The organism is Pseudomonas sp. 10(2024) (assembly GCF_045164175.1).
Lineage (GTDB): Bacteria > Pseudomonadota > Gammaproteobacteria > Pseudomonadales > Pseudomonadaceae > Aquipseudomonas > Aquipseudomonas alloputida.
This window is the reverse complement of record NZ_CP174006.1, coordinates 5101120-5113353: the sequence shown is the minus strand read 5'-3', so window position 1 is coordinate 5113353 and position 12234 is coordinate 5101120. Positions and strand designations below refer to the sequence as shown.

At 60.4% G+C, this 12234-nt stretch carries 10 protein-coding genes; 2 read left to right on the top strand and 8 right to left on the bottom strand.

Going from position 1 to position 12234, the window contains the following annotated elements:
• The 7 genes from ACI7M0_RS23145 to ACI7M0_RS23115 form a co-directional block, all read right to left on the bottom strand.
• A complete protein-coding gene (locus ACI7M0_RS23145) occupies positions 1-1137 on the bottom strand; it encodes a M23 family metallopeptidase (protein ID WP_014592439.1) in 1137 nt (378 codons plus the stop codon).
• Between the two features lie 13 nt (positions 1138-1150).
• Positions 1151-2326 (bottom strand): hypothetical protein, encoded by a 1176-nt coding sequence (locus ACI7M0_RS23140; protein ID WP_014592438.1) that lies wholly within the window; start codon positions 2324-2326, stop codon positions 1151-1153.
• Between the two features lie 7 nt (positions 2327-2333).
• A complete protein-coding gene (locus ACI7M0_RS23135; RefSeq protein WP_129932625.1) occupies positions 2334-3470 on the bottom strand; it encodes a hypothetical protein in 1137 nt (378 codons plus the stop codon).
• A gap of 1 nt (position 3471) precedes the next feature.
• A complete protein-coding gene (locus ACI7M0_RS23130; RefSeq protein ID WP_014592436.1) occupies positions 3472-4227 on the bottom strand; it encodes a hypothetical protein in 756 nt (251 codons plus the stop codon).
• 11 nt (positions 4228-4238) lie between these two features.
• Positions 4239-5090: a hypothetical protein gene (locus ACI7M0_RS23125; protein ID WP_019438943.1), complete on the bottom strand. Its 852-nt coding sequence runs from the start codon at positions 5088-5090 to the stop codon at positions 4239-4241.
• Positions 5083-5601 carry a type IV secretion protein IcmW gene (locus tag ACI7M0_RS23120; RefSeq protein WP_129932624.1) on the bottom strand — a complete coding sequence of 173 codons (519 nt, stop codon included), beginning with the start codon at positions 5599-5601 and terminating at the stop codon, positions 5083-5085. The genes ACI7M0_RS23125 and ACI7M0_RS23120 overlap by 8 nt, the downstream gene beginning before the upstream one ends.
• Positions 5602-5952: 351 nt before the next feature.
• Positions 5953-6723 (bottom strand): nuclease-related domain-containing protein, encoded by a 771-nt coding sequence (locus ACI7M0_RS23115; RefSeq protein ID WP_129932623.1) that lies wholly within the window; start codon positions 6721-6723, stop codon positions 5953-5955.
• 170 nt (positions 6724-6893) lie between these two features.
• Between ACI7M0_RS23115 and ACI7M0_RS23110 the strand changes: the two genes are divergently transcribed.
• The gene (locus ACI7M0_RS23110) at positions 6894-9287 is read left to right on the top strand and encodes a TonB-dependent siderophore receptor (RefSeq protein ID WP_104887033.1); all 2394 of its coding nucleotides are present in this window, start codon (positions 6894-6896) and stop codon (positions 9285-9287) included.
• Positions 9288-9415: 128 nt separating this feature from the next.
• Here ACI7M0_RS23110 and ACI7M0_RS23105 read toward each other — a convergent pair whose 3' ends face one another.
• Positions 9416-10063, bottom strand: coding sequence for a TetR/AcrR family transcriptional regulator (locus ACI7M0_RS23105; RefSeq protein ID WP_129932622.1), 648 nt, complete (start codon positions 10061-10063; stop codon positions 9416-9418).
• Between the two features lie 123 nt (positions 10064-10186).
• Between ACI7M0_RS23105 and ACI7M0_RS23100 the strand changes: the two genes are divergently transcribed.
• Positions 10187-12223, top strand: coding sequence for an NADH:flavin oxidoreductase (locus ACI7M0_RS23100; protein ID WP_129932621.1), 2037 nt, complete (start codon positions 10187-10189; stop codon positions 12221-12223).
• Positions 12224-12234 lie beyond the last annotated feature (11 nt).

Genomic DNA, 12234 nt, shown 5'->3' with positions numbered 1-12234 from the left:
TTATTCAATGGATCTGGAAACAGCTCCTCTCTGGGCTCGCTGCTGGGCCCTGTCGGTCTGCATCCGTTGACCTGCCAATTTCTGCGACGCGTAAACGGCAAGCAATGCTTCAACTTTTTCCTTCTTGCGATAAATCGCTTCCGACAAATAATTACCGACACCGACCGCCCGGTTGTAGTCGACCCACAGGGCTCGGCTGGAAACATGGGTGATACTGTTGTTCCACTCGGCATCGCTGAAGCGCCGGCTGGCTTCAGTCGCCAGCATTTCTGAAACCGACATGGTGTCGTAGCCACCGATCGGAGCGGTGGGCAAGGCACCATAGCCATCAGCGTCGGACAAGTACATCGCAGGCGTCTTGCCATCCGCTTCGGCCAGCGCTGCATCGGCGTTGGCTGCTGCCACCTGGACAGGCTCAGCCGTGGAGTCTGGCGCAACCCCGCCCGAAGGTACATTACCGAAAAGGATCTGGTGCTGCGCCTTGGTGTCTTTGCCGAGGATTGGGTAATGCTCGGGGTGACCATCCTGGATGGCGTAAGTTTGGCAGAAATAGGGGGCCGGGTCAGTCTTCCAGCCAATGTCAACCTGCGGTTTGACCAAAGGGGAGGGCAACTGCGCCGGGTTGAACGGCCCTCGATGAGCATTTTCCCTGAACGCCTTGGCCCTGGCCTCGTCTTTTTTCGTGGTGCCGTAGGTAAAATGCAAGTGTTTCGTCATGGACGTGCTGGGGGTGTTGCCTGACAGGCCAAGCTGCTGCCCCGGCTTGACCGTGACGCCCTTCTTGATGCCGTTGGCAAAACCGCTGAGGTGGTAGTAGGCGACGATATCGCCATTGGCCCGCTGGATCAGTATCGTATTACCCGCAGATCCGCGAGAGCCGGCGAAAGTGATCTTGCCCTCGGTGGTGGCGTATACCGGTTGCGATGTACCGCTGGTGGAAAAGTCCAGGCCATCGTGCATGTGCGCCTTCTGGTTGGCCGAACCATGGTTGGCCGCGCCGCCACCCCGGAACTTGCCGAAACGACCGGAAACAATTTCCTTGTCGGTGGGGGACACCATGCAGGTGTCCGCAATGGCGCCGTGGGCACACGCCAGCAGGCTCAGGCCGGCGAGGCCGCGCAAGATCGTTCTGTTCATCCCTTGCGCTCCGTCACTGCACGCTCTGCTGTACGTTCTGCCTGGCGGCATTTTCCGCTGCCCGGGTGGTCTGGGTTTGCGCACCCGCGGCAGTTACCGACATGGACACCAGCGAAGCGAGTTGGGCCTCCATGCTTTCGTACTGGCGATATTGTTTTTCCAGTATGGCCAGGTCCAGCGCCTTGATCTTCAAGATCTCGATCAGCGCCCCTCGCTCGTTCTGTGCGGCCATGACCCGGGCCCAGCTGTCATATTGAGGCGTATTGCCCGAATAGCGTTTGACCTCGTTGCGAAAGTGCACGGCCAGTGGCAGGTCGGTGCCTGTTTCCGTGCCTTCCACGCCGGAATAGTCGAGCTGGATTGCTTTCAGGCTGGCCAGTGCCGGCGATACCAGCGCATCCTTGCGGGCCTTGGAAAGCGCGTAATCTTCGGTGGCTGCGGATTTGCCTGCCGATGCTGGCACCGGGCCGTCCGGCAGGCCGGCTACGTTATTGACGAACCCGACTTTCGCCTGGTACAGCGGTTCGTTTTCCATGACGGGTTCGAACAGGGTGGCCACGGTCAGGTCGGCGCCCGGCAGCGAGCCGACCGATTCGCACAAGCCTGAATCTGCCTGGTCCTGGGTGCAGAACTGCTTGCGCGCCTTGACCAGTGCAGCCTGGGCGCTGATGGGCTCGGCGTAGGTGCCTGGTGCAGCCACGATCTCGGACTTGACCCGCTGGCGCACTTCGGTGCCCATGTCGGCATCGCGGGCACTGATCAGCGTTCGTGTCGCATAGACCGAGCAAGGCGAAAAGCCTTGGCCGAATTCGCCACCGTAGTCGAAGCGTGACTGCTTGACCCGCTGGGTCTGGGCCAGCACCTTCAGCCCCGTCGCCGTTTGCTGGGCAGCATTGTGCCCAGCTTCCGCGATCTGGTTTGCCGCCAGGGCTTTCTGCTTGGTCAGGATCGCGATGGCCGAGGTCAGGCGCTGGCTCTCGGTTTCAAGCAGGGCCGACAGCGAAGCATCTACCCCGGACACCAGGCCGTTGAGTGTTTGGGTGGCCGCAGTGAATGCCGGCGCTACGGTATTTTCCTGATACTGGGGTGGGCAATAGGCCCAAGCCAGCGTAGAGGTCAGCACAAGCGAAGCACCCAGCGAGACCTTCCATTTGCGCGCTTCACGCGCTGCGTCGAAATCCTTTTTCATGGGCACCTCACTGTACCGACTGCGCTGCTGTTTCAGACAACACTTTCTGGTAGCGCGCTTCCAAAGGGGCGTCCAAGCCGTCAGAGGAGGCGATTACCAGCGTTGCCAGGTTAGCGAGCAGTCGTTGGTTCTGCTCGTACTGCTGCTGATGAATCCAGACTTCGAGGCCACCCATCTTGGCAGCCTCCACCAGCAACCCGCGCTGGGTCTGGCGGGCCAGGTTGCCCGACCATTGCTGCGCTTCCTTGCCACCGAAGTACTGGTTCACGCGCAGCTTGAGCACTTCATTGGGGGACTTGCCGCCGAACTCCGTGCTGCGGGTGTTGGCGGCATTGATCATCGACAGGCTGTAGGCCGGTACAGACAACATCGAGTCCTTGCGGTTTTTCTGCACCATGTAGGTTTCGCCGGCGGGCGTAGCGCCAGCGGCCTTGACCAAGGCTTCGTCCGGGGGACCGATCACGTGCTGGATGTAGGCGGTACGCGCTTCGGTGGCCAGCGAGTCAGCATCCGCGGCTTCGAACAGCAGGGCGGCGTTGGTGTCACCACCGGGTAGCGTACTGAGCGTGCACAGCCCGGCGTCTGCCTCTGCGGCGGTACAGAACTTGTCGCGGTGCTCTTGCAGGCGTTGCTGCATCGCCTTGCCTGTGGAAGCCACCAGCCGACCTGGAGAGGCATCCAGCTCACCGACAGCTGCCTTGGCCTTGGCTGCCATGCTGGTGAATGCGATGTCCATCGACTTGTTCTTGATCACGGTGCCGCAAGGGTCGAAACCTTGGCCGGTCGCTGCGTTGAAGTCGAGGTAGGCCTTGGTCGCGGCCGCGTTCTGTTGCTGCGCGCGGCTGGCATTGATCAGTTGCTCGGCGGTTTGCCTGCTGTTGTCCGCGACCACACTCGCTGACAGTGCTTCCTGCTTGGTGGCTACGGCCACGGCCGAGATGATCTGCTCGAACTTTATGGTCATCTGGTTACCGAAGGTCGTGCCGAACGTGGTGATGTTGGTGCCCACGGATGCTGACAGCGCGCTGATCTGCTCAGCGGTCCACATCTCGGCAGGGCCGAAACCGTAAAGCGCCCCGTAGGAAACACCCGAGAGCATTGTCGAACCCACGACAATGCTGGCTAGCTTGAGCCGAAAATTCATATCACTGCCCTGTGAGCATTGGCACGCGACGGTCCGTCACCTGCCCTACGAGAGAGTTGGCAGCCATCGCGGTCATGGCCGAGGCGGCGAGTTGCTGCGACTGGGCAGCATTGCAGGCGACCGTGGTGCAGTCGATGTACGCTTCCGCACGTTGATCCGTGATCATGGCGGTGTACGCATACGCTGCGGTCTCGCCTTCCGGGGCGAGGGTCATTTCGCTGAACGGCCCGGCGTAGTCCACATCCCAGCCCTGCATACCGTTGGCGTTGAGCGTGCACATGCCCTGCCTGGCTTCGGACACGCTGCAGTAGTTGTCGCGGTGCATGGCCAGGGTCTCACGGTCGGCCACTGCCCTGGAGCCCACCCGTTGCGAGGAATAGGTCGCCATCAGCCGCGCTGCGTCCTTGTCACGCTGTGACACCGCTTCGACCATCAGCTTGCCCTGCTGCTGGGCAATGCACTTGCTGGTGACCGGTTGCCCCACCGCGGAGTCGAACGAGGTCACGGCCGCCATCGCCCGGTCGGACATCTCGATGGCGCCAACTGCGTTGGCAAGCTGCTTTTTCGAATCGTTATCCATTTGCGAGATCACGTTGGCGGACAACGCGGTCTGCTTGACGGTCACCGACCAGGCACTCATCTCGCTCTGCATGGTGCTGATGAATGTCAGCACCGAAGCCCAGGTCAGTGCTTGGGCCGGAAGCGCCGTAGCGCCCAGGCCTAGGCCAACGGCCAGAACTGCCGCGACTTTCTTCATCGTCAGCCCCCTTAGTTGAACAGGCCTGCAGCCGAGCCGGACGACCCGCTGGCTGACCCGGACGACGAACGGCTGGTATTGCTCGAAGTTCTCGAAGATGAGTTGCTCGCTGCGGGCGCCACGGTGCGGGTGGTGGCTGCACTGCTGGTGGTGGTACCAGTACCGTTACCAGTGCTGGCGCCGCCGCCGAAGTCAGTCTGTATGTAGTTGAACGGGTTGACGTCGACGGTGTAGGTGGCCTCGTAGCCGGCGGGTGTGCTGTGGTAACTGCTACCCAGTTCCGGGTCGAGTGTACTCATGCCCTTGCTGACCAAGCCATTGGTCAGCCCGTTCAGGTCCGCCAGTGAAGTGCCGCTGCTGACCTTGCCGATCGCCTGGTTGATGGGGGTGGTGACCATCGATGAAACCTGCTGTATCGCCGTACAGACCTTCTTCTGCGCGTATTTCAATACCGCTTGCTGGGCTGCCGCGAAAATGGAGCCCAGGCTCGGGATCGAGCCGGAGAGATCGAACAGGCTGCCCAGGCCCCCAAAGCAATCCGCGGTGGCGCTGAATAGCGACTCGACATTGGGCGTTGCGGCAGCCAGTTCAGTATGGATTCTCAACGCGTCGTTGATGGAGGCACCGATCGTCCCCTGCTTGGTGCCGTCGGCGCAGTCCTGCGCATCGGCCTTGATGGCCTCGGCCACCACGGAGCTTTGCTCCGAGAGCAGCGTACTCGACGAGGAGCCCAGGCTGCTGGTGGCGGCGAATGCCGGCCCGGCCAGCAATAGCCAGGCACCCAGCACACCACCCATCACCGCGCGCTTGCCCACAGATTTGCCCACCGCCACAGCGACAGGGTTCAGTCGTCCGTCATACATCTGCGTAACTCTCCATGATCTGTGAAATCTCGCGCAGCCGCTCGGCAGAGAAAATCTTGCTAAGCAGGTGAGCTTTGCTGAAGGCATCCAGCCGGCGGCGAAATACCGTGAGGTCAGCGAGTTGCGACAGGTCGCCAGCCAGCAGCGGCGCCAGCGCACCGCTAAACGCGTCGTTGTGTTGCGCGACATAACGAGTTAGGTACATGCAGCGCGAAGAGGTGAGGTGGGCCAGCAACTCGGCAAATGCCTGTGGAACCTGATGCAGGGCGCGTGCATAGGCCTCGACGAACGACTGCAGCTCCTGCATCAGCAACTGGATCTCGAACTGATGCGTCGAGGCATCCTCTTCGAAGTCCACCGTCCAGCGGTCCAGACGGTCCATGCTCACCAGAAACCTCACCAATTGGGCATTGCGCGACGATTTCGCGAAATGACCAAGGACACCGTGTGCCGTGAGGTCCAGCGAGTCGATGGGCGGTATGTGCGCACCGGCGGTTGTGTATTCGTCCATTCCCTGCACTCGGTTAAAGCATACTGAAATACGCTAAACTGCATCCTTTTTTTAATTCTGTATCAAAAATGCTGGCGTATCAACTTTTTGACACGTGAATTACAAGAGCGCAATGTTGGCAAATAGCCACTGCGCAGCAGGTGGTTCGCGCCTGATCATTCAATTGGATGCCTTGATTGGCGTGGCTTGCGCAGTGGGATGGTGGCCGCTGATAGGCCACAGACTTTGCTCATTCGGGAGCGGCTCGCGGCGCGTAACCAGCGGCTGGTGCGCAGGGTTTACGTGAGGCGGGAGAAGGGAGGCCTCGGTCAGGAGGAGGGCGGGGCTGACCCTACGGCGTGAAAGGCTGCCTCAGAGACTTTGCATGATTCGGCATTTGGGAAATGCCGAGCAGCCCCAGAATTGCTGGCCGGCCTTGGTGCCCGACTTGTAGCTCCGAACCAGCAGGGCGCTGCCGCATTTCGGGCATTGCCGCTCGGCTGTCGGGTCGCTGCGGCGCTTGAGGTTTTGCACATGCTCGCGATGGGTGGCAAGCGTCGGCGCGCGGCGTCCTGCCTGCAGGGCTTCTAACATGGCATCGACTTCGGCCTCGCTGAAAACCGCTTCATCGTACGACTTCATGTAGCGAATGAATTTGCTGCCTTGGGTGACGTTGGCCGGCATTGCGGTCTTGAACGTGCTGTCACCCACGAAGGTGATGACCGAATGCAGGTGCTTGGCGTCAACGCCCAACGTTGCCTCCAGCGCCTTGAGGTGCTTGTAGTTCTGCCGCAATGGGTTCTGGAACTTGAAAGTGCGCTTGTAGAGTTTCTGCGTCCACTGCGCCTGCTTTTCACTGCCGAAGATCCAGCCGCTCATGTTTTTTGTTTCCAGCACGAAAATGCCGTACACCGAGATGAACACATGATCAATCTGAGTGGTGCCGTCCGGGGTATCCAGAGTGATGTTGTGCAGGCTGCGATAGACCTGCTCGTCCAGCTTCAGCCAAACGAAGTAGCGCACCAGCAGCTCGCCAAGATACCCCTTGGTCGTGGGCTGCTTGAGTACCATCAGGAGTATGACGAGCGGGACGAACCAGCTCAGGGTGCCCGCGTTCTGGCTGATAACTGCGAAGAAGTCCATTTCTAGTTGCTCCAAGGTTCCATGGGGCTGCGGACTTTACCGAAATTGACGTGATAGCACGATGGCATTGCGCAGCAGCGAAAAATAAATGAGGTGATTTCTCATTCTCGTTCGGCCTGTGGATAAGGCCGGAATACAGGCCAGTTGCCGACCCTCCACGGAGCTAGAGAATGAGTTCGACACCGGTACCACAGCGCCATCCATTGAATCGTGCCTTGCACGCAGCAATTCTGGGTTTGGTAGTGAGCAGCTATGCATTGCCGTCGCTGGCGCAAACCTCGGGCGCTGATCAGAACACCCAGATGCAGCAGTGGAATATCCCTGGCGGCCCATTGGCGCCGGCGCTGGACCGCTTTGCCCGTCAGGCAGGTATCAGCCTATCCTTCGATGCGCAGAGCGTGGCAAATCGCACGACCCAAGGCGTGCAGGGCAGCCTGGCGCCATCGGCAGCACTGTCGACGCTATTGCAGGGTACCGACTTGCAGGTAGAGCAGCAGGGCCCGAACGCCTACCTGGTCATCCCCCAGGCAAAGCCTGCCGGCCCGCTGGAGCTGGGCGCGACCGAGGACTACCGCCTGGCGCCTGTCATCATCAATGCCAAGGTCAAGGCCAGCGCCGACGATGACGCCAACTCGGTGGTTGCCAAGGAGCTGTGGGTTGGGGGCAAGGTGGCGACCAGCATCCTCAACACGCCCGCGTCCGTGTCGGTGGTGACCAACAAGGAAATGCAGCAGCGCAGCGTCAGCACCACCGAAGAGGCGCTGCAGTACACCCCCGGCGTGGTCAGCGACTACTACGGTTCGGACGACCGCAACGACTACTTCCTGATCCGCGGCTTCCAGGCCACCACCTACCGAGACGGCCTGACCCTCAGCTCGATGCGCGGTGTGCGCGAAGACCCTTACGCCTACGAGCGTATCGAAATTTTGCGGGGTGCCAACTCCACCCTGTTCGGCCCGGCAGACCCGGGTGGCTCCGTGAACTTCGTGACCAAGCAACCGCGCTTCGAGAAGTTTGGCCAAGGCTACGTGACCTATGGCTCCTATGACCATGCCGAAACCGGGATCGATGTAGGCGATGCGCTGAACGACGAACAAACCCTGGCCGGCCGCTTCACGGCCAAGATGCAGAACAGCGACCGCGAGTACGACCATTCGCAGGACGACAACCGCTTCGTCATGGGCGGCCTGACCTGGGCGCCGACCGACTTCACCTCGGCCACGGTGGTGCTGGATTACCTGAAGACCAACAGCTCGCCGAACAGCGGTGGCTACCCGCTGGACAAGGAATACGACCGCAGCGACTTCTACGGCGAGCCCGGCTACAACTTCCACGATGTCGAGCGCACCAGCCTCAGCGGCAACATTACCCACGACTTCGACAACGGCTTCACCCTGCGCAGCAACCTGCGCTACAGCGAGCTGACCGATGACTTCGGCTATGTCTACCTGAGCGACAACGCCTCGCGTGTTGGCACCACCATTCCACGCTATGTCTTCGGCACCGACAGCGATGCCGACCAGCTCAATGGCAACTTGATGCTGCAGTACGATGCCCAGTTCGAGCACATCGACAGCAGCACGCTGGTGGGCGTCGAGTACCTCGACTCGACGACCAAGCAGAGCTCGGTCTACGGCCTGGCGCCCTCCATCGACATCGCCAACCCGGTATTCACTGGCGTGCCCGGCGGCATCACGCCCTATACCCGCAAAAAGAATGACGCCACCACCAAGGCGGTTTTCCTGCAGCAGAACCTGTCGTTCTTTGACCGCGTCATCGCGACCGCAGGCGTGCGCAATGACTCGATGGACCTGTCGAGCAAGGAATACATCGGTGGTGAGCAGACGGAAAAGGACAACTTCTCCGAAACCTCCTACCGCGCGGCACTGACCTATATCGTCAACGATGAAGTGTCGACCTACGTGAGCATGGTGGAGTCCGTCTCGCCCCCGCAAGTAGGCGTTACCCCGCAGACCGGCAAGCAATACGAAGTGGGCATCAAGTACTCGCCCATGGGCATGGACGCACTCTTCTCCGCCGCTGTTTACGACCTGACCCAGGAGAACGTCACCATTGCCGTGGTGTTGCCAAGCGGCATCATCGAGCAGCAGACGGTGGGCGAGTCACGCGTGCGGGGCCTTGACCTGGAAGCCAAGGCACAAGTCACGCAAGACATCAGCGTGATTGGTGCTTACTCCTACATGGAGTCCGAAGTGCTGCGCGGGTCGCTGTATGACGGCTCTTCCTTGAAGGGCAATGAGTTCACCACGGCGCCCAAACACACCGCATCGTTGTGGAGCTACTACGACATACCTGGCACTGACGTGAGCGTCGGCCTGGGCGCGCGGTATGTGGGGGCGTACTACATGGACGCTGCCAATACCAAGAAGAGCGATGGGACCACGTTGTTTGATGCGGCGCTGAACTACAAGATCGCCAAAGGGACCGACCTGGCACTGAATGTGAGCAACCTGTTTGACGAGCAGCATGTGGTGGGGTCGGGGACGGCGAATTACTACAACCCGGGGCGTGAGGTGACGGCGAAGGTTAGTTATAGCTGGTAAGGCAGCCAGGGGATGGCACGGGTTGCGCCCCTGTTCGCGGGTGAACCCGTGGCCACAGGTGCGCAAGATCCTGACGCTTGCAATGAACCCCCGTATCTTCAAAGAGACTCACTTGTGAGTCGGTGTTTTTAGACCTTCAAATCGGCCCCGCTAAAACCGTTGCGCTGATAAAAGCGCTCCAGCTCACGGGCTTCCGGCTCCCTGCCGGTGAATATCTTCAGGTACTCGGGAATGTAGCGCATGCGCTGGGCCAGAGGCTCCCGGGTTTTCATGCTGATGTAGCCGATTTGCGTCAGGTAGATGGACCGGGCGCGGGTAATCGCAGCATCGTGTTCAAAGCCGAAACGGTCGAACATCTGCCGCAATGCCTCGACGCGTTGCGCGTCTGCCTGGCCGATTTCCTGCGCCACCTCCGGCGACTGCAGCGCCCAACTGCGCATGGCGAACTCGAATTGCGAGTCGAACAATTCGCTGTTCAGCCAGCAGTCGAAGACGTTGAGAATCGCCTCGGTGATGGACTCGGCATAGGCCTGGGATTTGGTCACCAGGTTGAAGGTGTTCTTGTTTTTCCATTGCTCGATCAAGGCCACGAGCAAGGCATCGCGGTCTTCGAAAAACCAGTAGAAGCTGGTGCGCGACAAATTCAGTTTCTTGGCCAGCGGCATCACTCGCACGGCATCCACACCTGACTCGGTCAGGCTTTCATAGGCCGCATTAAGCCAGCCTTCCAGTGAGCCTCGGCCTGCTGCTTCCGCCTTTGAGGTGGTTCCTTTCATGGGCATTTCTTCCCTTTTCAATGTGCGCTTTGTGGCAACTGTACACCATCGTCAAGAGTATTGACACCTGTGTACACAGGGGCATATTGTCGGCGTGCCTGATGACCTGTTTGCGAGACCGATATGAAAAACGATCCGCTACTTCAGCCTTATCGCCTCAAGCATTTGACCCTGCGCAACCGCATCATCACCACTTCCCACGAACCGGCCTACCCGGAAGACGGGATGCCGAAAAAACTCTACCGTGCCTACCACGTTGAACGTGCCAAAGCCGGCGTAGCCATGACCATGACCGCAGGCTCCGCCGCGATCTCCCGTGACAGCCCGCCTGTGTTCAACAACATTCTGGCCTACAAGGACGAAGTGGTCGGCTGGATGAAAGACCTGACCGACGAGTGCCACGAACATGGTGCCGCGGTGATGATCCAGCTCACTCACCTGGGCCGGCGTACCCGCTGGGACAAAGGCGACTGGCTACCGGTGGTGTCGCCCTCCCACAATCAGGAACCCGCACACCGCGCCTTCCCCAAGCAGCTTGAACAGTGGGACATCGACCGCATCATTCGCGATTATGCCGATGCCGCCGAACGCATGAAGGCCGCCGGCCTGGATGGCATCGAGCTGCAAGCCTACGGCCACTTGATGGACCAGTTCTGGTCGCCACTGACCAACGAACTGGAAGGGCCGTACGGCGGCTCGCTGCAAAACCGCCTGCGCTTCACCTTCGATGTGCTCACGGCCATTCGCAAACGCGTGGGCCCGGAATTTATTGTCGGCATTCGCTACACCGGGGACGAAGTGCTCGCCGGTGGCTTGCAAAAAGAGGAGGGCTTGCAGATCTCTCAACTGTTGAAAGACAGTGGCATGATCGACTTCCTCAATGTGATTCGCGGCAACATCGCCACCGACGCCGGGCTGACCGACATCATCCCGATCCAGGGCATGCGCAATGCCCCGCACCTGGACTTTGCCGGCGAGATCAAGACACTGACCGGCTTCCCGACCTTCCATGCAGCAAAAATTCCCGACGTGGCCACGGCGCGTCATGCCATTGCCTCGGGGTTGGTGGACATGGTCGGCATGACCCGCGCGCACATGACCGACCCGCACATCGTGCGCAAGATCATCGAAGGCCGTGAAGACGATATCCGCCCTTGCGTAGGCGCCAACTATTGCCTGGACCGCATTTACAACGCAGGCGCCGCCTACTGCATCCACAACGCCGCGACCGGGCGTGAAACCACCATGCCTCATGAAATACCCAAGGCTGTGCAGAAGCGCAAAGTGGTGATTGTCGGCGCCGGCCCTGGTGGCCTGGAGGCGGCGCGTGTGGCAGGCGAGCGCGGCCACGAGGTGGTGGTGTACGAGCTGGCGGACAAACCCGGCGGGCAGATTCGCCTGACCGCGCAGTCCGAGCGGCGCAAGGAAATGATCAGCATCATCGATTGGCGCATGGCGCAATGCGAGCGCCTTGGCGTGAGGTTCCACTTCAACACCTGGGCAGACACCGCGATTGTGCTCGATGAAAACGCCGACGTGGTGATCGTGGCGACCGGGGGCATGCCGCACACCGAAGTGCTGGAGCACGGCAATCAGTTCCTGGTTTCAAGCTGGGACATCATTTCCGGCGATGTGAAGCCTGGGCGCAACGTGCTGGTGTACGACGATGCGGGCGACCACGCCGGCCTGCAAGCCGCCGAATTCATAGCCCGCAGGGGCGCCAAGACCGAAATCATGACCCCCGACCGCTCGTTCGCGCCAGAAGTCATGGGCATGAACCTGGTGCCCTACATGCGCGCGTTACAGCAACTGGACACCACCTTCACCGTCACTTACCGGCTCAAGGCTGTGGAGAAACAAGGCGACCAATTGCTGGCCACGATCGGCACCGATTACAGCGACCTGACCAAAACGCGCCTGGTGGATCAGGTGGTGGTCAACCACGGCACCCGGCCGTTGGACGAGCTGTATTTCGACCTCAAACCCCTGGCCAGCAACGAAGGTGCCGTGGAGTACATGGACCTGATTGTCGGCAAGCCGCAAACCGTTGTCAGCAACCCCGAAGGGCGCTTCCAGCTGTTCCGCATTGGTGATGCAGTGGCGTCGCGCAATACCCATGCGGCCATCTACGATGCCCTACGGCTGGTCAAGGACCTCTAGCCGCCCTGCGT